The sequence below is a fragment of the Arenibacter catalasegens genome (genome assembly GCF_002909235.1).
GTDB classification, from domain to species: domain Bacteria; phylum Bacteroidota; class Bacteroidia; order Flavobacteriales; family Flavobacteriaceae; genus Arenibacter; species Arenibacter catalasegens.
In genome coordinates, this window is the sequence record NZ_PHQQ01000001.1 from 292633 (window position 1) to 316572 (window position 23940).

The window sequence follows — 23940 nt, forward strand, 5'->3', positions numbered from 1 at the left end:
TAGAGTTATAAAAATCTAAGGCAGCCTTTGGGATTTAAAGAAAGCATCAAAATACACTAATTGGTATTGGATGGCATTTGCCCAATAATCCCAATTATGACTTCCTGGGCGTTCAATATAATCATGAGGTATATTTCTTTCCATCAATTTTTGGTGCATTCTTTTATTGCCATTATAAAAGAAATCATTTACCCCACAATCAAATATGAGTTTCAAATTATCTCCTTTTAACAAATGCACCATATTAATTACCGTATTATCTTCCCATTGGTCACGATTTTCCGCATAATCGCCTAAGCGTTTGGACAGGTCCCAATTCTCCGGAAATGGACGAATATCCAGTCCCCCGCTCATACTTCCAGCAGCCCCCCAAATATCCTGGTGCCTAAAAGCTAAATAAAATGCACCATGACCCCCCATACTTAAACCGGTAATTGCCCTCGACTCCCTATTCGCCAAGGTATTGTAATTTGTATCTATGGCTCCTATAAGTTCTTTTGAAACATAAGTCTCATAATTCATTTCCTTGTCTATGGGGCTATCAAAATACCAACTTGTTTTACCGCCATCAGGACAAACAATAATAATATTATAGGTGTCTGCATAATCCTTTATATCCGAAACTTTTGTTGACCAATCCTTATGGTCCCCTCCTGCCCCGTGCAACAAATAGAGCACTGGGAAACGTTCCTTTTGTAGCGCGTAACTATCCGGTAAAATCACCAGATTGGCAATGGATTTATTCATAGATCTGCTCTTCACTTGTAGGGTATCTACCCGAGATGCAAATGCACTTATTACAGTAAATAGAACTACCAGTACAGACAAAATTCGTCTCAATTTCATACAATTATTTTTTGAATCTTTTCTAATATTTAGTTAGGTGATGTAGGCCAGTTTATAAAAAAAGACACATTCTGTCTCCCCTGTGATGCCCCAATAGACAACATTTTCAAAACTAGGTAAAAAAGACAAAACACTCGTAGTAAACTATACAAAATGAATGCAGAGCAGACTAAATAGATTTTTGCCCCATAATGGACTATAAAGACTCGAATTATGTAGTGAGATCAATTTCGGGAAAAATCCCTAAGAGTTTATGCTATAACCTTGTATCCCTCTGGAAATGGACGGTAGGCATAATACTGAAGTACTTCTTCAATAGCCGCCTTCATGGCCTTATTGATAGGAAGAATACTATTGCCCATTCTAAAATCTATTTGATTAAGGTTCATGTAGTAGTCTGTGAAAATTGGCACATATAGTCCATTTTTCATTGCCACCTTAGAATTTTCATAAAGTTCGGACTGGTTTTCCTTTATAATCTTACAGGTGGCCAAGCGAAGTTCACCCAGCTTATCTCTATTTGCACCATAACCAAATAGTCTACATATTAACCCTCGGTACTTGTAATCCCCACATCTTCCACTGTTACTGTCCAAAACGGATAGTGGTCGATATAAAGGGCAAATAGTACTTTCAGTGACCCTTAATTCCTCTAAAGTAGTTTCTGCCTTCCCACTCAAAAAAAGATTAAAAGCCCAAGGCAAAAATTCCAATGGGGAAGCATCAATATCCGGATGGGTGCAACACCTGCCACAGCCGGCTTTACAACCCAGACCCGTTTGAGATTGAAAAGTAGCGATTTCCTGATCTAAACCAGCAAATAACTCCTCAACCGCTTTTACCCTACGTTCTATGGACATTAATTTTTTTGTGCGAAGGTACACCAATAAAGGTATCCCACAACAAATATTGCCACAGTCGCAATAAGAAAATTTCATTTCTAAAGTGAATGTTAACAGCACCTTAAATAGGAACTAGGATTAAAAAACCTTAGTCGCTAATCCACTCTTTCCATCTCCATCCAAAAAGGAAATATATTTTTATTATCCACTGCATAAAAAGGCATAAGATTGCCGACCATTTTAGGAAAATAGACCTTCTTCATTTGAATAATATCGGTTGTCCCTTTTTTATTCTCCATTTGTCTAACTAGGGTATTGGCTTCCAAAACCATTCTCCCATTCCCCATTACCGGTTTTACAAACTTATAAGTAATATCATAATATCCTTCTTCAATATCCACATCCCAATTGCCATAAACTTCTTCCTGATTCCATATACCCCTTTCGCCCCCAGCATCGTTCCTGTTAAGGATCACCGGATTTTCCTTGGGCGTACCCACCATAATTCTTGGAGGATTTATAAGGTTTTCCGAATTGATCAATTCATTATATATGTTATCCAATTCTTTTTTAAGGCCCAAAGCCAATTCTTGGTTTTCTTTTATCATGTTGCGCTGTTCATAAGGATCTTTATTGAGATGGTACAACTCGAAATTTTCAATAGTGGCATTATAATCGGTATTTCCCACCAATTTATATCCACCTTTCTGAAGGGCCATATTGTTGTATAGTTCTGGGTAACGACGGGACCAATAAAAAAACAAGGATCGATCGGCCCAATCCACCTGCTTGCCTTTTATTAAGGGAAGTAGACTTTTACCATCAATTATCCTGTCTTTGGGCATTTCCACGCCACAGATTTCAGATAATGTAGGCAGTACATCTAAATGGGCTGTCATGGTTTCCACATCGCTATTCCCCTTGACAAGTGCTGGGTATTTAAAATAGAAAGGAACCCGTACTCCTCCATTGTATACATCGCCCTTAAGTCCGCGCATACCACTTACGTACCTCGTCTGCTGGGGGCCATTATCGGTCATAAAGATTACTAGGGTATTTTCCGTAAGCTTCAAGTCCTTCAATTTTTTAAAGAGTTTCCCTAGATTGTCATCAATATTGTTGACCATGGCGTATACCTTTCTAGCATCTTCCTTATCCTTCTCGCTCATTTCTGAAAAAGGCCTTCCATCCTTATCGAAACCAGAAGAGGGGTCTAAGTCCTTGTATTTTTGATAATAAGAATCTGGCACCTGCAAAGGGGTATGTGGAGCATTAAAAGCCAAATAACAGAAAAAAGGGGACTCCTTATTTTTGTCTATAAAATTGATGGCTTGATCGGTAAAAATATCAGAACAATACCCGTCATAGGACTCTTGCTGGTTATTATGCCAAAGCACAGGGTCAAAATAACTTCTATCCCCCTTAAAATAAGTAGTAATATCTCCTACCTGCCCCATACCCCCTGAAAGATGGATAACAGATTCATCAAAACCCTGATCACTGGGCCTACTAGGAAAATTATCGCCTAAATGCCATTTACCAAAAGCCCCGGTGCTATAATCTGCCTGCTTCAACATTTCAGCAATGGTTACTTCGTTGGATGCCATAATGGCGCCCCCATTATAGGTATCCCTCATACCCGTACGCAAAGAATAACGTCCTGTCATTAAACTGGACCTAGTTGGGGCGCATACAGGGGAAACATAAAAATTATTGAACCGCACACTTTCCTTTGCAAAGGCATCAATTACCGGAGTTTTTACATGAGGATTCCCTGTAAACCCCAAATCTCCGTATCCTTGGTCGTCTGTAATTATTAGGATTACGTTGGGCCGTTGTTTTGGTTGGGCCTTTACGCCAAAGGTTAGACCTAAAATAAGGAGGAGAACAAAACGATGTGTGTACTTTATTATCATATTTTAGAATTTCAAGTTCTGATGGTTATATTATGAATCAAATTGAATAGGAAGGTAAAACATTTAATGCCCATGAACAATAAAAGTCTTCTTAGGAAACATAAGAAAAACCGTCCTGTTAACTAAGGGCTACTAATCCATTCCTTTTTCATGGAAGTTAAATTAGTGACCAGCAGCCCGGTTCTTTGGACTCGGTTGCCAGCACAATAACCTAAAATCAGATTTTCAGGATCTACAAAGTACAATGCCGTATAACAGTACCATCCTTTAGGATCTTTTTCTATATTTTTAATGTTGCCCCATGTTTTTCCCTCATCTTTGGAAATGGCTATCGATAATGGGGTTCTGTTATTCTTTATAGCAGGATCGGAACCATTATTGTTGTTCCATATCATAATCCAATCCTTAGTCCCTGGAACTTTTTCTATTGTAGCTGGGGAAAGCGGGGAGTAAATGGCACTAGGTTCTATAGGGGTCCATGTTGCCCCACGATTTTCTGAAAAAGAAAGCTGTTGCACACCACCGCTTGCACGAATGTACATCATGATACGGCCATCATGCATTTCAATTAGGCCCGGTTCTTGGGTAACAATTTCCGTTTTGTTCGGAACCACTTGACTAGACGTCCAAGTCTTTCCATTATCATCCGAATAATAGCAGAAAAGATTTCCCTTGGCAACAAAACCTTTATCAGTGTTGGGGTGTTCTGCTACAGCAAACATTAAACGACCATCTTCCAACTGAATAACCCGGTCGTTATTTAAAACGAAATATCCCTTTTTATCAGTAATACAGGACACTGGAGCACTCCAGGTCTTAGCTTCATCCGTGGATACTCTCATCATAGGCATACAATCCTCAATGCTGTTCTTTCTCAGATAGAACAAGGCTATAGAACCATCATGTAATCGTAATAAGGAAACCGACATTACATTCATTTCGCCATCATTTGGAATTACCATTTCATCTTCCTGGCTCCATGTTTCACCTCCATCTTCGGAATACCTACTGGCCAAATAGGCGGGATCATGGTCCGAACCCGTTCCTTGGGTATAATGGGTATAGACAAATAACAATTTTCCGTTATTGAGCCTTATAAAATCTCCTTCGCTGTTACGAGGGTTATCGGCCGAAGGTTGTAGACTCAAGACTGTTTTAGGCCCTAAAAAGGATGATTTATTGTTGGCACTTTCTTCTCTTTTTCCCTTACAGGAGAAGACCAGTCCTAGCAGCACAGAGAAAAGAAATAGGTTTGAAAAAAATTTAAAATAGGTTACTTGGATGTTAAAAGACATGAATTTATTTTTTCTTAATTAAGTTTGGACAAAGGTATTTCTGCGAAATAAATTGAGGTTTTTTCAGTCTCGTGCGAAGAATAGTAGCTCATAAACAACGTATCATTTTCTACCACAAACCCGGGATAACTACTGTCGGAATTAGAGGGTAATTGAAGTGCTTTCTTAAAATCGCCATCCTTTGTAAAGGAAACGAGGCCAGTATATGCCCTATTTATCCTTCCCCCGCCAATAAATCGGTTCTCCCCTACACTTATAAAATCTGGGCCACCTATGAAAAATGGTGATTCTAAAAAAGTCCATTCCTTATAGGGGGCCTTACTTTTCCCCAAATAAGCCATCCCATCTCCTTTTTCCCTTCTAACCAGCATTAACATCTCCCCACTGGGCAAAAAACGGAAGGTGGATTCATTGGGATTGCCTTCAATTGCCAAATCGGATACCTTTTCATAATCAATACCGTTGGTCGTTTTAACTAATTTTATAATCGTCTTATTTTTATCCTCCTTATTTTCGATTCTGGAATACATCCCCCCATAACCGGTACCCTCATACCATGTTAGGCTCCATAACCAATCGAACTTTGTTTTTAAACTGGAATCATATTTAATGGGCTGTGGTAAGGAGAACTTAGCCCCTTTCGTATTTGAAAATGCTACATGAGGTATCCCTCCCATTAAGGTCTTTCCCTTATATATAGAACCTCCCATAGTGGCCATTATACGCCCATCTGGAGTAATGGATAATTTGGGATCCCGCAAATCACAACCCTTTAATGAAATTTTGTCTACTTCCCTCCATTTTACCCCGTCTTTTGAAGCAATAATTTTAATGACGCCGTCCTTACCATAAACGTGTTTTTCTCCAGAACGAAAAGCACAGTAAAAGTCTCCGCTAAACTTTATTAAGGATGTAAAGGCATTATAGTTTTCATCGGAATAAATCTTGGTTACCTTAATATCTTCCAATTGTGTTTGGCCAACTACATTTAAAGTAGATACAAGGAATAAGCACAATAATGACAGTGAAGGAACATTGGTTTTTTTCATTTTTATTGGTTTGATTTTGGTTATTGACCCCAACTACACGATGTTGGATCAAGGTTTTATCCGATATTATGAAAAATAATCTCCTTTTTTTTTCACATTTTTCCGAAAAACACATTCTATAGACGTAGACCATTTAAAGATCGTGCCTAGTGTGAACCTCCTAAAATATAAAATATATGCGTTAAAAAAAAGAATAGACCATCCCAGGCCTTCATATGCGCAAAAGGAAATTTAGAAGCCCCCTGTTAGGCTTTGCTTAAGGATAGTTGTAATTTATTCAACTAAAAGTTTAAAGTCATAGAAACAAGGAGTTCCCGACATAATGGACAAGTTTGTTCCCACAGGCAGAATCCAAGAAACCCTCAGCAGAAATGAGGTAGTTCTAAGGCTTAGTTGCAACTGTTCATTAATGCTGTAGTTTTAATAGTCTTAATTTTTATTTGTCTTCCAACCTTCAAATTCTTCTGCAATTTGTTTATCCACCAAAGGATAAAGTCCAATAATAGATCGGCCATTTTTTACTTTTTCCATGACAAATTCCTCAAACAATCCCATTTGCAAGCATTCATCGGCCACCTCATCGGCAATTCCGGCCGGAATGACCATAACCCCGTCATCATCCCCCACCAAAATATCTCCCGGAAAGACGGCAACATCACCGCATCCAATAGGTTCGTTAATGGCGATTGCCTGGTGCAAGGTTAGATTGGTCGGTGCCGAAGGTCTATTGTGATAGGACGGGAAATCCAGTTCAGCAATTTCTGCCGAGTCCCGGAAACCGCCATCGGTTACAATTCCCGATACGCCTCTGACCATTAGTCGCGTAACCAATATGGAACCTGCTGAGGCCGCCCTGGCATCTTTTCTACTATCTATAACCAAAATAGCGCCTTTGGGGCAATCTTCAACGGCCACCCGCTGCAAATGTTTTGGATCTTTGAATACTTCAATGGTATTTAAATCTTCACGGGCCGGAATATAGCGAAGGGTATAGGCCTCTCCGACCATAGTAGGCTTGCCTAATTTTAAAGGTTTTATGTCCTGAATAAATTGTTTTTTCAATCCCTTTTTAAAAAGACAGGTAGCAATGGTGGCGGTACTGACTTTGCTTAATTTCTCTTTCGTGGAATTTCGTTTATTATCCATATTGTTATGCTTTGGTTATCATAATTTATTCGGCTCTTTGCCAAGCTTCTTTAAGGAATTTTAGATCCTTTTTCATTTGGGAAAAGACAACATTCTTATCTATGGTTAATTTTGTTGCACCATGTTCGGCACCACCTAGGTCATACTCCAGGTGTAGGGATATAGGTACGTTGATTTTATATTTTTTAAGCAAAGCAAAGTAACGGTCAAAATCTACCATGCCCTCCCCTAGCGGCGTATTGATCGGTTTCCATTGTCCGTTGACAGAGCCCCATTTAAAATCTTTGATGACGATGGATTTAATAAATGGTCTGATCAGTCGCAGCCCTAGTTCCCAGGAACTGCCCCCTTCCACTACGGCATGTCTTATATCGTATTGACAACCCATGTGTACGTTTTTGGCAGCCTCAAGAATAGGCGGTAAATCCCAAATAGGCGCCCCTACATGGTTACCTGCGTGATTTTGATAACAGCCGATAAGGCTCAGTTTCTTATTAAACTCCTCTAAATTTTTAAACTGCTGGCCATAGATGATCTGACTTTCTGAGATCTCCCTATCCTCTGGATAGGTTAACCAACCTGTGCGATAATGGGAAAGTCCCAACTTACTGGCTGTTTCCAATACGGACCTTTGTTCCATGTTTTCAACATCCAAAACATTAGTAGTCATCATCCTTGGGCTTAGACCATATTTTTTCATGGCCTCGACCGCCTTAGGCAAATCTTCATATACGCGATCTGGCAAAACATGCCCTGCGGGTCTTACTGTCAAATCCAATCCGTCAAAACCCATATCCGCCGCCGCTTCGGACATATCATTATAGTCTAGAAATTGCAGATGCTTTGAAAACAAATTTACCTCCAAGGAATTCTTAAAAGGCGTAATAGAACTGAACATTGCTTTATCAAATGCCATCAGCGGTATGGCCGCTCCCGCCATTGTTGCAAGTTTAACAAAATTCCTTCTATCATAATTTAAAATATTCTTCTTCATTTTAAGTGCTGATTATTAGATTATTGGATAGTTTTTATGTTAAAAATTTGTTAGTCTTACAAATATACGTATTTTTGGTAAACCAATCTGGTTAACCAATTTATAATTGGAAGTTGTTCCTGAAAAATCTATTAATTATGAGGAGAATAATAACCTTACTGTACTTTTTATTTATTCTTAACGCCTGTGCAGACAAGGCTAATCTGAATACTATAATAATAAGCACTCCTCAAGAACTGGAAGTAGCTATAAAAAATGCAGGGGCTGGTGACAACATTGTGTTGGCCAATGGTATATGGAAAGATGTTCGAATTAAATTTATAGGTGAAGGCACGGAAGAGAAGCCAATAACCATTAAAGCTGAAACAGCTGGAAAAGTTTTTATTGAAGGAGTGTCTGATTTAAAATTTGGAGGGAAGTATTTAGTGGTCGATGGACTGCATTTTAGAAATGGTTATTCGCCAAGTGAAGCAGTATTGGAATTTAGGGTGGACGAAAAAACTATTGGAAATAACTGTACCGTTACCAATTGCGTTATAGAGGATTTTAATAAAATGCATCGCGATGATACGGATCTCTGGGTTCAATTCTGGGGAAGACATAATACGCTAAGCAACAGTTACATTGCCGGAAAAACAAATCGCGGACCAACTATTAGGGTGGACTTAGAGGGCAATGAGAGTATAAATAATTACCATCAAATCGTTAATAACCATTTTGGACCAAGACCTCCCAAAGGTGGTGCCAGTGGGGAGACCATTCAAATTGGCAACAGCTATTCCTCAATGTCCCCGAGTTATACAAAGGTTGCCAATAATTTATTTGAAGAGTGCAACGGCGAGGTTGAAATTATTTCCAGTAAAACCAACTTCAACGAGTTCAGAAATAATGTCTTCTACAAAAGCCAAGGTTCTTTGGTAACAAGACACGGAAATTATTGCACCATAGATGGCAATTACTTTATTGGCGATGGTAAAAATGAAAACATAGGCGGAATCAGAATTATCAATACGGGACATTGGGTGACCAACAATTATTTCTACAATATAAAAGGAAAGAATTTTAGAAGCGCCTTGGCCGTGATGAACGGAATTCCAAAATCACCCCTAAACAGATACAATCAAGTTACAGATGTAGTGGTCGCTTACAATACCTACATAAATTGCGATTCCCCATGGCAATTCGGAGTGGGTCAAAATCTAAGTCAGAAAGACGTTTTGCCTCCCTCGGAAATTCGCTCAGCAAGACCCATAAGGACATTAATTGCCAACAACGTAATTTATAATGAAAAAGGTGATGCTTCACCAATTATTGAACATGATAAGGCTGATGGTGTAACCTTTAAAAACAACCTCATCAATAATCAAGGTATGGATTTTAAAGCCTATGACGGATTGGAGGCTACAAATTTTGAAATTAAGGAAATAGGAGAAAATATTTTTATCCCTTCATCTAATTTACAAATTGGACCTTATCGAGGGTTTGAATTTGAAAAAATTTCGAAAGATTTAGTTGGAAATTCCAGGGGTGACAACAATTCCATTGGAGCATTCACTAATACGGATTTTAAAGACCCGAAAATACTGGATAGGTCCAAATACGGTCCAAGCTGGTATTCAGCTGAAACTGAAGCTCGAGAACCTAAAACGGTAGTTGTTGCCAAAACAGAAAACCTTCAATCAAAAATAAATGAAGCGGTTAATGGGGATATCATTTCTCTGGAAGCAGGAAATTATGAAATCCAGAAATCCTTGATAATTAATAAAAAGTTGATCATTCAATCCTCTGATAAGTCAAAAGTTGTGCTAAATTATTCTGGAGGAGAAAATTCACCACTTTTTGAACTGCAACCTAAAGGGTTTTTAAATCTGAAAAATGTCACCTTAAAAGGAAATAATTCCCAATATGCATTCGCCAGTTTAAAGAAAAATATGTTTACACATTTTGGGTTAACGGTTGCCGATTGTGACATCAGTGATTTCAACTATGTCTTAAAGGTCTATAAAGAGTCCTTTGCAGAACATATCACCTTTGAAAATACTACGATTTTAAACTGCGAAAATGGTTTGGAACTATCAGAAGAAACTAATGATCTAGGAGATTATAACACTGAATACCTGACTATAAATAATTGCCGGTTCTCCAATGTAAAAAGCAATGTGATCGATTACTATCGTGGGGGTTATGACGAATCTACCATTGGTGGGAATCTGTTGGTCACCAATAGCACCTTCACAAATTGTGGGGCACAAGATAAAAGTGGAATTCTGATTAACTCCCACGGCATTGTAAATGTCGATATTTCTAATAACACCTTTAAAAACAATCCGGTAAAACTGGTGGCTTTACTTTGGGGAGCGAAAAACAATTCACATTCGGACAATCAGGTCAACAATTCCGGAGAAATCAGGGTTGAAGAGAATTTAGAAATGAAATTATTGTATTAAACCAATCTCCCTGTCATGAAGCCACCTTGCATGGATTACATCCAATGTTTCTAATTAAACTAAAACCTAATAAAATACTTATTAAAGTATCAAAACCTATAGAAAATTGAGTTTTGAATCAAAAATAAAATTGAATCCAAACCATAAAAACTGAATAAAAAAATTATCACATCAGTAGCAATGTCCGTAGTCCTTTGTCTTTTCCTAATATTTAACAGCTGCAAGTAAATCTGTAAGTGATGACGCCGTGTCGAATGAAGGCTATTTCACAAAAAATGATTAAATCAATTAATTTAGAAAAAAATGAAAAACAATAACAAATTAGCTGGCAAAAATGTTCTCATAACTGCTGGTGCTCAAGGAATTGGAGAATCAATCACCAAACACTTTATCAACAGTGGAGCTAATGTAGCCATCCACTATTTTTCCAGTGCGGATACAGCCAACCAATTAGTGGAATATGCAACCAGCAAAGGGCAAAAAGCGGTTGCTATATCTGGTGACTTAACAAACGAAGCCGATGCAGATGCATTGGTCGTAAAAACAATAGAAGCATTTGGTGGACTAGACATACTGATCAACAACGCAGGTTCACTTGTTGCGCGTAAAATGCTTAGCGAAATGGAAGCTGAGTTCTGGCACAAGGTAATGGATATTAACCTTACATCCATGATGTTTGTAACGCGAGCCGCAGCTCCTTACCTAGCAAAAAATGACAACAGTAGTATAGTTAATCTGGCATCACTTGCTGGACGTAAAGGTGGTCACCCAGGGTCATTAGCTTACTCTACCAGTAAAGGTGCTATTCTAACACTAACACGAGCGCTATCGGCAGAATTAGGGCCTCAAGGAACTCGAGTTAACGCGGTCGCGCCAGGACTTATTCTGGGTACTTCATTTCACAACACCCATACATCCAAAGAATCAGCAGCTGCAACAACAGCAGGCATTCCAATCCAACGAGCTGGTAATGTAGCTGACGTAGCACGAGCAGTTTTGTATCTGGCGTCCGAATACGATGGCTTTATTACTGGTGCAACACTAGACATTAATGGTGGTGTTTACAATATGTAGTTCCCTATTGAATCAAATATAATTGATTGTTATAAAAAAGAAAACACCAGTGTTACGTTAAAGTTGAAATGGCGTATTAGGCATCGCGGATTTTGTGGCAGATCTAGGCAAAAAATCATTGCATAGCTGTAGCTACGGAATTATTTATTAACGACGATATGCCGCAAAAGTCACATTGGATTATACGACGATTTTGGCTTAACTTAACACTAGGTGTTATTTAGCTCCTTCTGTTTTTTACTTACTTATTTTAAGGATAATTATATGCTAAAAACTCCGGTAATACACCCAACAATTATGGAGGCGCTTGCGCGTTCAGGTCATTTTGCACAAGTTGTCATTGCAGACGGAAATTTGCCGGTCGGTGCTATGAAAGGCCCTAATTCGACAACCGTACACCTCAACTTTCGTCCAGGACTATTAGATGCTCTCACAGTACTTGAAGGCATACTGGAAGTCTGCCCAGTTCAAGGTGCAATCGTCATGGAAAAGCCTGCTGAAGCAAATGCAGAAATACACGATGCTTATAAAAAATTACTGGGTGAAGTATCGTGGATCGAGATGGAACGATGGGCTTTCTACGACAAAATCAGAGAACCTGCCACCACATTAATTATTCAAACCGGTGAACAGCGCCGATTCGCTAATTTGATACTAACTGTCGGTGTCGTAAAAATGGCAGAAGAAAGCGGATTTTAAGAAGAAATACAAAAAAAGCAAATTGGAATCACAAGAGATATACTAATGAAAACAACCGATATAAAAGTTTTCGTTTGTTGCCCAAGCCGCAATTTCGTTACCGTTAAGGTTATAGTTGCAGATGGTATATATCTCCAACCCTCTTTGGGGCAGTTGCTCTTTGCGGCTTTTTGTTGAAGCGTAGCGTCAAAAGCAAAATATCTGCACTTTGAATTTATTAGATCACTAATGCCAACGGTGTTGTGCAATGAACGATCTTATTTCTAAATTACTTTTTTAAGTACCCAATCCAATATTCGCCTTGGAAAAATTTTAGATTTACCGAATTACCAATTTCACATGCGATGTATTATTAATTAGAGATAAAATAGACCTATTTAATGTTAAATATTTGGTGGTTCCACAAATTTCCGTATTTTTGGTAAACCAATCTGGTTAACCAATTTAGATTTACTCGCTTTCTCAGTAGTATAATGTGGCTTTCTTTTACTTAGTAGCGCATGTAAAAACCACCCAGCAGAAGGTGTAGTTTGGATTGGTGAAGAATTTAATTTAGTCATTGTAAAAAAGTGACATCGTACTGTTTTTGAATTAAACATAACCCATACATTATATACTATGAACTTAAAAATATTTAAGTCAATTTTTGTCCATAAGCTATTTATAATAAGTGTCATTTTGTTATTTCATAGCTGTGCTGAAAACAAAAAACAAAAACCTACTGACAAAACTGAAGATGTCGCGATAGGTCGTAATGCAAACGACATCATACCATTTTTTCAACATTGGAATTTAATCCTAGGTGATGGTTCTAATGTAGGCCAGGCAACTGACTATGAGAACAAAAATTACTTTTACACTGCAACTGATGAAAATGGTGATTGGGTCGTATTTAAAGCACCAAATGCAGGAAACACCCATGGTTCTTCGAACAATACAAGAACCGAACTGGCACAATTAAAGAAGTGGTCACCAATGACTAAGGCTAAAATGAATGCCACCCTTAAGGTAATGAATGTGTCGACTACGGGCGATGCTCGCGTTGCTTCGACGTATTCAGTAGTGGTTGGCCAGATTCACAGTGCAGATGGGCACGAGAACGAACCGCTTAAAATATTTTATAAAAAATTTCCGGGCCATAATAAAGGTTCTGTCTTTTGGAATTATGAAATCAATACAGCAGGTGATGATAATGCTGGAAGGTGGGATTATTCCACTCCTATATGGGGCTATGACTTTTCTGTTGTTGGTACTGATGAAAACACTTATCCGCCAGAACCAGAAGATGGTATTGCTCTAGGTGAAGCGTTCAGTTATGAAGTAGAGATTAAGGATGGCATGATGCATCTAACATTCACTAGTGACGGGCATGAGACCAAAACATTTACTAAAAATCTTATTTCGTCTGAATTTGCAAAACGTTCTGAGATGCCAGAGCAGGTCAAGAAACTATTCGTCCCTATAGGTCAGGATGGCCTCGAGCGAAAAGAAGCGTATACCGGTGAAGGCCTCTTTTTTAAATTGGGTACGTACAACCAAACGAATGGAAAAGACCCTAAGGTAAATAAGGTTTGGTGTTCTGGTGCCGAAACCCATGGCGGTGATATTCAAAAACAATATGCCGATGGCAATTACGCCGAGGTTTGGTTTAAATCAGCGAATATTACCATTAGTAATGATGCAATATCCAATGCAGGATATTTCCAAGCGAATGATGGCTTAAGTACGAAAACAGTTTATCCAAATGAGGTGATTCCTTTTATGGATAAATTTAAAATATTGATGGGGGACGGAACGGAGGTAAAAGATATCACTGCGTTCGAAAACAAAGATTTTTTCTATACTGTAATTGATGGTACAAGGCGTTGGGTAGTCTATAAAACACCTAATTCTGGTGTCACTTCAGAAAACTCCAGCAATACAAGGACAGAGCTACACGAAAAAAGAGAATGGAAGCCTGAGGAAGGAGGTAAGCTAACAGGCACCTGTAAGGTTATGCAAGTGTCTATTTCTGGCGACGCCAGAGTTGCAGCCTCTTACGCAACAGTAGTTGGACAAATTCATAGTGGTGAAGGACATAAAAATGAACCTCTAAAAATATTTTATAAGAAATTTCCTGGTCACACTAAGGGTTCCGTCTTTTGGAATTATGAAATCAATACAGCAGGTGATGATAATGCTGGAAGGTGGGAGTTATCAACCGCTGTCTGGGGGAATGATATGTCTGTAATTGGAATAAGTAAAAATGACTATCCCGCTGAGCCAAAGAATGGAATAGAATTGGGTGAAGAATTCAGCTATGAGGTAAATGTATATAAAGGTATCATGTATCTCACCTTCAAAAGTGATAATCACGAAACAAGAACATTTACTAAAAATCTAATTTCCTCTGAATATGTGAAAAAATCAGACCAGCCAGAACAAGTAAGGAAACTATTCGTGCCAATAGGACAAGATGGGACAGAACGCGCCACCGCCTATAGTGGAGAGTTAAATTTTTTCAAACAAGGCGCTTATAACCAAACCAATGGAAAAAGTCCTGAAACAAACATGGTTTGGTTTGCGGGTGCAGACACCTATGGAGGTGATATCGCCAAACAATATGAAAATGGCTGTTATACGGAAGTATGGTTTAGGGAAGCAACAATAGGTCAGGGTACACCACCAAAATAAATCGAATTGATTCATATAAAGCAGTTGATCGCTATTAAAAAAGAGTAAAGACATATTAAAATCATAAAAAAATGAAACGATTTAGTGAAAAGTACATCATCTCAAAAGAAATGAAATGGGAAGAACTTGGAGGAGGAGTATCAAGAAAGTTCTTAGGTTACGATAACCAAATCATGATGGTAAAAGTGAAATTTGAGAAAGGAGCATTAGGTGCCCCACATCAACATTTTCACACACAAGCTACCTATTGTGTTGCAGGTAAATTTGAATTTGAAATTAATGGAGAAAAGAAAATTGTAGAAGCAGGAGATGGAGTTTATATTGAACCTAATCTATTGCATAGTGCAGTTTGTTTGGAAGAAGGGATACTAATTGACACATTTAGTCCTGTAAGAGAAGATTTCTTAAGCGGTGGAGAGGTATCTTATTTTGGAGATAAACAGTCTTAATAAAAAAAACTGTCCTTTTCGGGAAGACTTAATGACATAAACAACGCCGGTAAACTGAAAGCTAAAAGACCTTAACAGGAACAACCGCACTACGCCGAGAAGGCTAAGCTAAAGAGATTGCAAATACAGTGGCTTGCCTTGCTTCTTCCTAAACATCCTTTAAACAGGGGCAAATAGATATTAACGGTGGGCTTGCCTTTTCATAGCCCAATATTGCCCTAGGTCTAAAAAGAATGATTTAATCATTTCATTTTCAGCCTCTAACCCTTACAAATGTTAAATTTTAATTTGTTCTTTTTTTTAACGAATAAATAACATATATTTGGTAAACCAATCTGGTTGACCAGTTTGGTTTACCAGTAAAACTAATACAATACCAAGCATGTTAAAAGAAAAATACTTGAAAATAGACCATAAAATTTGACAAAAAAAAGGACGGGTGCACACCCATCCTTTTTTAAAAAGTTTACTTCATTCTGAAGGGAAGTAATAACCTAGACATGTAATAATTTATTACGACACGCCTGCTGCAAAGATAAAAAAATACATTGAATTCTAACCAGATTGCGTGATTTAGTAAATAGTGGGAAAAATGTGAATGCACAAACACATTTAAAAATCTGATTTCGATTAACGAAATCGAAAATTGACAATTCTAACTCAATACAAACACCAATGAATTTAAGAAAGAAACTCATTTTAGGAGCGTTATTGCTCATTAATGTTGCACTGTTTGCCCAAGAAGGCTTTATGCTTTCTGGAACGGTAACGGACGCCGCAAACGTCCCAGTGCCAGGAGTGAATGTAATTATTGCCAACACTACTACAGGAACGGCAACAGACTTTGATGGAAATTACCAAATTGAGGTAAAAAACGGGGATGTACTACAGTTCTCGTCCTTGGGCTTTGTTTCCCAATCGATATCAATTACAAATCAAAAACAATTGAACATCATCATGCAAGAAGATGCAAGTCAACTTGATGAGGTTGTTGTAGTTGGATATGGTACAATAAAGAAATCACATCTTACTGGTGCGGTAGCAAAAATAGGAGGTGATGAAGTTGCTGCTGTTCAAGTGGCCCGTGTGGATGATGCCCTCGCAGGCAAGTTATCCGGGGTAAGGATACAAAATCAAAGTGGAGAACCTGGTGCGGATCCAAAGATCCAAATAAGGGCAGCTTCCTCTGTTTCAGGTGACTCAGGGCCACTCATTGTTGTGGATGGTTATCCGATTTCAGGTAATTTAGCCACCGTTAACCCCAACGATATAGAAAGTTTAGAGGTATTAAAAGATGCTGCTTCAGCCGCTATTTATGGTTCTTTGGGTGCAAATGGTGTTATTTTGGTAACCACCAAAAAAGGAAAGTCAGGAAAAGTTAATTTTAGTTACAATTCATATACAAGCACCTCAAGCAAGTATGTGAAGGACATTGAAATGCTTAAGACTGCGGGCGAATGGGCCAGTGAATTACAGACTAGTGCATATGATCTTTCCGAAACCGACCCAGGTTTATTGGCTTACAGACTAGATGCATTCACTAATGCGCCTGATGTAGTAAGTATAGAAGATTGGCTTTTCAAAAATGGTAGTTCAACTAGCCATGATTTCAGCGTAAGCGGAGGGTCTGAAAATATAAAAGCTTTTGCTTCTCTTGGTTATTTGAACACTGAAGGTATAGTAAAAGGGCAAGGTTATGAAAGATATAACGGACGTATGAACGTAGATGCCAACTTGGGTTCTAAATTAAAGGCCGGATTGAGTATGAATGGTTATTATGGCAAACAAGATATTGTTCCTTGGGAGATGAGAGATCTTTTAAGATCATATAGCATTAGTCCTATATACCATACGCAAGCCTCAATAGATTTCGTTCAACAATTGGATCGTAACAGACAGGCATTAGCAGATTCCGGATTTACAGGAAATAACATAGGTAGATCATTTGACCAAGACTATAGAGGTATAGGTCTGGATCCTACAAGTATCTATGATTTGCAACCTGGTGATGTAGCTCACGATTGGCAATACGGTAGAAATCAAAATGGTATTGGAGGAACAGGAGATGCAGGTGTAGCGGCGAAGTTTGATAATTCACAAAGATGGAAAAAGACATATTTTGGGAACGTGAGTTCTTATTTACAATATGAAATCATAGAAGGATTAAATTTAAAAACCATTTTTGGAGCAGATCTTCAAGATACCCAAACCTACGAATATCATGGAATATTATCAGATGGTCAACAACGTTCCAATCAAACAGAGTTGGATATATCCAATATAAAAAAATCTACTGTTTTAAGTACGACTACTTTAAATTATGCAAAAGTTTTTGCTGATAAGCACGATATATCTGCGGTGGCTGGAATGGAATTTGTAAATACATATTATAAGGGAATTGTAAACAATGGATCAAACGTGGCATTTGGTCTGCCATTAAATTATGATTTTTTTGACCCTGCAGATGTGATTACCAACGAGATAGATGAGACTCAGTCAAGAAATGGTTTTTTTGGAAGAATTGCTTATGCGTTTGATGATCGTTATCTACTATCGGCATCCATTAGAAGAGATGGTGATTCACGATTTGGAGCCAATGAAAAATACGCGGTATTCCCAGCACTATCCTTAGGCTGGAATATTCATAATGAATCCTTTTTTGGAGATGCTGATGGGTTTAGCCTATTTAAACTTAGGTTTAGTACTGGATCTTTAGGAACGGCTTCTTTCTTAGGGTCATACAACTCATTAAGTATTTTGGGAACCTCACCGACCGCTTTCGGGACAGGATTTCTAATTCCGGAGGATATAGCAAACCCAGATTTAACTTGGCAAACCAATAAAGAGACAAACTATGGTGTTGATACAGGGTTTATAAATAACCGTTTCAGATTGAGTGTAGATTATTATACGTCTGATGTAAATGATATGTTGATCAATCAAAGTGTTTCTGAAGTTCTTGGGACACCTGCTATAAAACTTAATCGCGGTGATGTGACCAGTTCCGGTTTGGAGTTTGAACTTAATGCAAAAATAATTGCCGATCAAAACTTCTCTTGGAATGTTAACGCCAATTTATCAACTGCTAAATCAGAAATTACCAATCTAGGTGAATTGACCGAACTGCCCAGGCAAATTTACGGTGGACCGAGTGGAAGAGGTCCTGAGTTTAGAAACTATGTAGGAGGTGAAATTGGTGAAATGTGGGGATATGAAGTAACTGGTGAGGTTGAAACGATACATATGTCGGATCCATCCAGAGGCGTTGGATTTGGCAGCGGAGAATATTATGTCGTAGACCAAAACGGTGACGGTGAAATTACCTATGAAGAAGATTATGTAAAGTTAGGATCCGCAACCCCGGATTTCTATTGGGGACTTTCAAGTTCTATGAGCATCAAGAATTTTGATTTTTCGTTCCAGTTCCAAGGATCTCAAGGAGCAGAACTTTACAATATAGACCCCATTTACTGGAAATCACAATTTGGCGGTAGATTAAAATCCAGTTTTGATGCCAATAATGACGGTATTGCCGATGCCAGTGGCAAGTTTTATCAGGAGACCAGAAATGCACATGGTTCGGGGATTCAAGATGCTTCCTTTACCGCTTTAAGAAACATAACTTTAGGTTATACCCTTGATTCTGATTTAACGGATAAAATTGGTATAGGTTCTATGAGGGTATATGTTGCAGCTACCAATTTGTTGTACATAATGGCAGATAATTATACCTCATTTAACCCTGAAGGTGTAGAGATCGAAAATACAGGTTATGCTGGTCCAACAACTTACGGATACCAAGAAGGTGCGAGCCCGCTTGTAAGAAGTTTTACTTTGGGTGTAAATGTTAATTTTTAATTAAGAAAAAATGAAAAAAATGAAAACTATATATCTAGCAGTAGTTTCCTTGTTGTTGATAACAGCATGTGATAACGATTTGGATCAATCGCCACCATTATTACTTGAATCCAGTGCTTTGGAGGAATTTGGACCCGTTTTGAATGCAGCGTATTACTATCAGACCGGTGGTTCAACTCCACTGGGTGTGATGGGCGACTTTAGGGCCGACAATATGTTGATGTTAGAAAGCCCATATACGGCATTTGACACCTACAATGCAGATTTAGGAGGTTTAGATTTGGTAGAACAATTTTTTCGACCATTCTATAGCAATTTGTACAAGGCCATCTTAAGTGCCAATAACGTTATTGAAAATTCAGCGAAGCCTAGGGAGATAGCGGAGGCCAAATTTTTAAGAGCATTGTCTTACTTTAAATTGGTAATGGTATTTGGTGATGTCACCGTGAATTTATCTCCTTCACCCAGCCCATCGGATTTGACCATTTTAAAAAGACAACCGGCTGCCGACGTATACAACAACGTAATCATCCCAGACTTTCAAGCCGCAATAGCTGGTTTAGACAATTCTGGATTGGCAAGTGGGCGCGCGTCCAAAATTGCGGCTCAGGGTTTTCTAGGAAAAGTATATATGTACCGAGGGAATTTTTCAGAAGCTTCAACAACACTTGGAGCTGTTGTAAGTGGTGCTGCCGCTGCAGGGGTTAGTTTAGAAAGCGACTTTGCCAACGTTGTAGTCGACGGTAATTCAGAAATCATTTTTGCTACCCAATTATCAACTTCAGTTCCAAACGCATATGGATCAGCCACCACGTTTGTAGGATGGTATACCGGGGCAGACACAAAAGCCCTTACCCCTTTAGATCCAAGCTTAATTGCTGCTTTTGACGCCAGTAGTGCTGCTGGTGGAGGTACAGATTTAAGAAAGGCGCTTACTATAGATACGGATAATATGAATGGTAGTAACAAATATACTGGAGCCCTGGATCAGGACTTTATAGAACTGAGGTTATCCGATGTTATTCTAATGTACGCAGAAGCACTGAATGAAAATAGTTCTCCTTCAACAACTGTACTTCCATTATTGGATCCTATAAGAACTAGAGCAGGTTTAAATAGCCTAACTGGAACAGTAAGTTCACAAGCTGATGTTAGACAGGCTATTGCTGACGAAAGAAGAGTGGAGTTGGCCCTTGAAGGACATAGATGGTTTGATTTGGTGAGAACGGGTACCGTAGATGTGGAAATGGGAGCAACGATTAGTAGTAATTACCATGTGTTTCCAATACCAAACTCAGAAATTCTTGCGAGTGATGGAGTTATTACTCAAAATGATGGTTACTAAAAATCAGTAAGATTATAAATTCAAGTAATTATAGTTAATTTTTTAAATGGAATTTACCGGCTTTAGGTCTGGCCGGTAAATTTTTTAAAACTGAAATAATAAAACTTATATTTTGGAATCGTAGACTATTAAAATTTCATTCAGTTATTGATTTTATGTAGATTTGACCAACCAATTTGGTCAACCAATTTAAGCCATACACGATTAGCATGAAAATAGATATCAATACAAAAAACGAAAACGACCAAATACAAAAAGAGATTATATCCAAGATTAAGGATTTTATTAATTACAAGAACTTGGAACCTGGGGACAAATTGCCCTCAGAGAGAAAGCTAGCCGAAAAATTTGAAGTGAGCAGAAATAATGTAAGAGAAGCCATTCAATCATTGGAATTTTACGGACTATTAAAATCTAAGCCACAGAGCGGAACGTTCGTTGCCGATATTGGTCCTGTAGCAATGAACGGTATGATTACCGACATACTGGGATTGGAAGAGCCAGATTTTAAATCCTTGGTAGAGACAAGGATACTTTTGGAACTTAAAACCGTAAGGTTGGCAGCGCTGAGAAGATCAGAGGAAGATTTGAAACAAATGGAGGAGGCTTTGGAGGCATATACCGTAAAGGTTATGAAAGGAGAAAATGCTACACAGGAAGATTTGTTGTTCCACCTAGCCATAGCAAAAGCTTGTGGCAATAGTACCATCAACACATTTATGCTGACCATCACCCCGGAGATCCTCACAAATTTTACCAAATATCATGTCTGCGATAAGAATATCGCATTTATAGGCATTCAAGAACACAGGGATATTTATGAGGCCATAAAGAAACAGGATCCCCAATTGGCCAAAGAAAAAATGAAAATACATTTTAAAATGTTATACCAATATTGTTACAACATTAAAGATTAATAAAAAGAAGGAAAGGATAGAATTGCACAGTTTTATCGCTTTCGACACATAACTGAAGGGAAATAATACTTAGAATATTATTATAAAATTACGTCGTATTTAAAATACCCATTTAAATACCCCTAAAAATTTTAGCTATAATTCAGGTATTTGGATAAGCACAGGCATTTCGTCTGCTTACTTTTTATTGACTGTACACAACATAGCAACAATAATAACAAACCAAAGCAAAATACTATGAAAGTTAAGGGATTAAGATGGTGGATTATAGGGCTCATCGCATTAGCCACAGTTATAAATTATATAGATCGCCAAGCCCTACCAGTTCTATGGCCTGACATTGCTGCGGATTTATATCCAGATAAGACCGCTGATGAACGAAAAGGAATTTATGCAATAATCTCTACAATATTCATATTTTCTTATGCCTTTGGTCAAGCTATATTCGGCAAAATTTTTGACAAGCTTGGAACGAGGATCGGGTTTACATTATCGATTGGTTTTTGGTCAATTGCAACCGCAATGCATGCTTTTGCAAAGGGAGTGGTAAGTCTTAGTATATTCCGCTCTTTGTTAGGTATATCAGAAGCTGGAAACTGGCCAGGAGCAGCAAAAGGAAATGCAGAATGGTTTCCAACCAAGGAACGAGCATTTGCACAGGGATTATTCAATTCAGGTGCAGCTATAGGTGGAATCATTGCCTTCCCTGTCATCGGTTTATTATCTGTCCATTTCAACTGGCAATATATTTTCATATTGGTAGGTGCACTGGGCTTATTATGGCTAATTCCATGGTGGATTTTAGTAAAATCCCCACCTAAAAAACACCCTTGGATAACAGATGAAGAACGCGTTTACATCTTAACCGGACAGAAGAATCAAGATGCAGATGAGGATGGAGATTTTGATGAAGGTTACAATCCTACTACCGCTAAGATGCTAAAGCATAAAGAAAGTTGGGGAGTTATCATTGCATCTGCCGCTCTCGACCCGATTTGGTGGTTGTTTGTTTTTTGGATACCAATTTACTTAAACGAAGTTTATGGAATGGATGTAAAATCAATTGGTTTTTATGCTTGGGTGCCTTATGTTGGAGCAATGATTGGAGCTTGGTTTGGAGGGCTACTAGCCCAAAACCGTATTAAAGTAGGTTGGACGGTGAACAAAACACGAAAGTTTGTAATCACACTGGGATGTGTCATTATGTTACCTGCTTTACTCGCGATGGCAAATCCAGGAGGACCTGAAACAGCTGTGATATTAATGGCAATTATTTTATTTGGTTTCCAAACAGCAATTGGAAATGTTCAGACATTGCCCAGTGATTTATTCGGTGGAAAAACAGTAGGTACACTTTCCGGGTTTTCGGGTATGGCTGCTAAGCTAGGAGCATTTGGATTAACAGCATTAGTCCCTTGGCTTACATCAGGTGGTAATTATACCCCGGCATTTGTGATTGGTGCTGCATTAGCTATAATAACTATGGCGAGTGTTTGGATATTATGCCCGAAAATTGAACCGCTTAAAAGCAAAATTTAAATTAAACTTAACAGATTAAAATTAATAACATGAGTACAAACGGAAAAGTAGCAGTAATAACCGGAGCTACCGGCGGAATTGGTTTCGAAGTAGCAAAGAGATTAGGCAAAGACGGATATACCGTGGTTTTAAACGGTATCGATGATGAAGCAGGAGTTAAAAGAATTAAGGAGCTTACTGCGGAAGGCATCACAGCTGAATATTATGGATTTGACGTTACAAAAGAAGACCAAGTAACAGCAAACATTAATAAAATTGGCAAAAAATATGGAAAAATTGATGTTCTTGTCAATAATGCAGGTGGACTGGGAGGAAGATCTAGGTTTGAAGAAATGACAACGGATTTTTACAGATTTGTAATGGCATTAAATCTTGATTCAGTGTTTTTCGCTTCAAGAGCTGCCATACCTTATCTTAAAAAGGGAGACCTACCTACTATAATTAACTATACATCCATTGCTGGATGGAATGCTGGAGGACCTGGAGCTGGAATTTATGGAACATCCAAAGCTGGTGTTCATGCCATAACAAGGGCATTGGCAAAAGACCTTGCTGAATATGGGATTAGAGTAAATGCAGTATCTCCCGGTACCATTGACACGCCTTTCCATACTGAAATTAAATCTACCAAGCCTGAAGTTTTCGCTTCCTGGAAAAACAATATTTTGTTGGGCAGATTAGGGCAACCTGAAGAAGTAGCCTCTGTAATTTCGTTCTTGGCAGGCAAAGACGCCGCCTTCCTTACAGCCGAAACCATCCAAATTGGTGGCGGACAAGGTTTAGGAATTTAAGGAGATAGAAATCAGTAAGCAATAATGTTGATAATATTAGCGGGTTAGCATTTAGCTACC

Annotated in this window: 17 protein-coding genes; 10 read left to right on the plus strand and 7 right to left on the minus strand. The window is 38.3% G+C overall.

Annotation, left to right across the window (positions count from 1 at the left end; all coding sequences use genetic code 11):
* Positions 1-15 precede the first annotated feature (15 nt).
* The 7 genes from CWD90_RS01360 to CWD90_RS01390 all read right to left on the minus strand — a co-directional run bounded on the left by CWD90_RS01360 (position 16) and on the right by CWD90_RS01390 (position 8088).
* The gene (locus CWD90_RS01360; RefSeq protein WP_103474125.1) at positions 16-846 is read right to left on the minus strand and encodes an alpha/beta hydrolase; all 831 of its coding nucleotides are present in this window, start codon (positions 844-846) and stop codon (positions 16-18) included.
* 251 nt (positions 847-1097) lie between these two features.
* Positions 1098-1706 (minus strand): YkgJ family cysteine cluster protein, encoded by a 609-nt coding sequence (locus CWD90_RS01365; protein WP_103474126.1) that lies wholly within the window; start codon positions 1704-1706, stop codon positions 1098-1100.
* A 137-nt stretch (positions 1707-1843) separates the two neighbouring features.
* On the minus strand, positions 1844-3604 hold the full coding sequence (locus CWD90_RS01370) for an arylsulfatase (RefSeq protein ID WP_103474127.1): 1761 nt from the start codon (positions 3602-3604) through the stop codon (positions 1844-1846).
* Positions 3605-3726: 122 nt separating this feature from the next.
* Positions 3727-4899, minus strand: coding sequence for a sialidase family protein (locus tag CWD90_RS01375; protein ID WP_103474128.1), 1173 nt, complete (start codon positions 4897-4899; stop codon positions 3727-3729).
* Between the two features lie 14 nt (positions 4900-4913).
* Positions 4914-5948, minus strand: coding sequence for an exo-alpha-sialidase (locus tag CWD90_RS01380; RefSeq protein ID WP_103474129.1), 1035 nt, complete (start codon positions 5946-5948; stop codon positions 4914-4916).
* A 429-nt stretch (positions 5949-6377) separates the two neighbouring features.
* Positions 6378-7094 (minus strand): ribonuclease activity regulator RraA, encoded by a 717-nt coding sequence (locus tag CWD90_RS01385; protein ID WP_103474130.1) that lies wholly within the window; start codon positions 7092-7094, stop codon positions 6378-6380.
* A gap of 25 nt (positions 7095-7119) precedes the next feature.
* Positions 7120-8088, minus strand: coding sequence for a sugar phosphate isomerase/epimerase family protein (locus CWD90_RS01390; protein WP_103474131.1), 969 nt, complete (start codon positions 8086-8088; stop codon positions 7120-7122).
* 137 nt (positions 8089-8225) lie between these two features.
* Here CWD90_RS01390 and CWD90_RS01395 point away from each other — a divergent pair, with 137 nt between their 5' ends.
* The 10 genes from CWD90_RS01395 (at position 8226) to CWD90_RS01445 (ending at position 23880) form a co-directional block, all read left to right on the plus strand.
* Positions 8226-10535: a chondroitinase-B domain-containing protein gene (locus CWD90_RS01395; protein ID WP_103474132.1), complete on the plus strand. Its 2310-nt coding sequence runs from the start codon at positions 8226-8228 to the stop codon at positions 10533-10535.
* 303 nt (positions 10536-10838) lie between these two features.
* Positions 10839-11609, plus strand: a complete 771-nt coding sequence (locus CWD90_RS01400; protein ID WP_103474133.1) for an SDR family NAD(P)-dependent oxidoreductase — start codon at positions 10839-10841, stop codon at positions 11607-11609.
* A 264-nt stretch (positions 11610-11873) separates the two neighbouring features.
* Positions 11874-12308, plus strand: a complete 435-nt coding sequence (locus CWD90_RS01405) for an RbsD/FucU domain-containing protein (protein WP_103474134.1) — start codon at positions 11874-11876, stop codon at positions 12306-12308.
* Positions 12309-12926: 618 nt separating this feature from the next.
* Positions 12927-14981: a polysaccharide lyase family 7 protein gene (locus tag CWD90_RS23610; RefSeq protein ID WP_103474136.1), complete on the plus strand. Its 2055-nt coding sequence runs from the start codon at positions 12927-12929 to the stop codon at positions 14979-14981.
* Positions 14982-15052: 71 nt separating this feature from the next.
* A complete protein-coding gene (locus CWD90_RS01420) occupies positions 15053-15430 on the plus strand; it encodes a cupin domain-containing protein (protein ID WP_103474137.1) in 378 nt (125 codons plus the stop codon).
* A gap of 675 nt (positions 15431-16105) precedes the next feature.
* A complete protein-coding gene (locus CWD90_RS01425; protein WP_103474138.1) occupies positions 16106-19288 on the plus strand; it encodes a SusC/RagA family TonB-linked outer membrane protein in 3183 nt (1060 codons plus the stop codon).
* 19 nt (positions 19289-19307) lie between these two features.
* Positions 19308-20633: a RagB/SusD family nutrient uptake outer membrane protein gene (locus CWD90_RS01430; protein WP_103474236.1), complete on the plus strand. Its 1326-nt coding sequence runs from the start codon at positions 19308-19310 to the stop codon at positions 20631-20633.
* A gap of 209 nt (positions 20634-20842) precedes the next feature.
* Positions 20843-21550, plus strand: a complete 708-nt coding sequence (locus tag CWD90_RS01435) for a FadR/GntR family transcriptional regulator (RefSeq protein ID WP_103474139.1) — start codon at positions 20843-20845, stop codon at positions 21548-21550.
* 237 nt (positions 21551-21787) lie between these two features.
* The gene (locus tag CWD90_RS01440; protein ID WP_103474237.1) at positions 21788-23089 is read left to right on the plus strand and encodes an MFS transporter; all 1302 of its coding nucleotides are present in this window, start codon (positions 21788-21790) and stop codon (positions 23087-23089) included.
* A gap of 29 nt (positions 23090-23118) precedes the next feature.
* A complete protein-coding gene (locus CWD90_RS01445; RefSeq protein WP_103474140.1) occupies positions 23119-23880 on the plus strand; it encodes an SDR family NAD(P)-dependent oxidoreductase in 762 nt (253 codons plus the stop codon).
* Positions 23881-23940 lie beyond the last annotated feature (60 nt).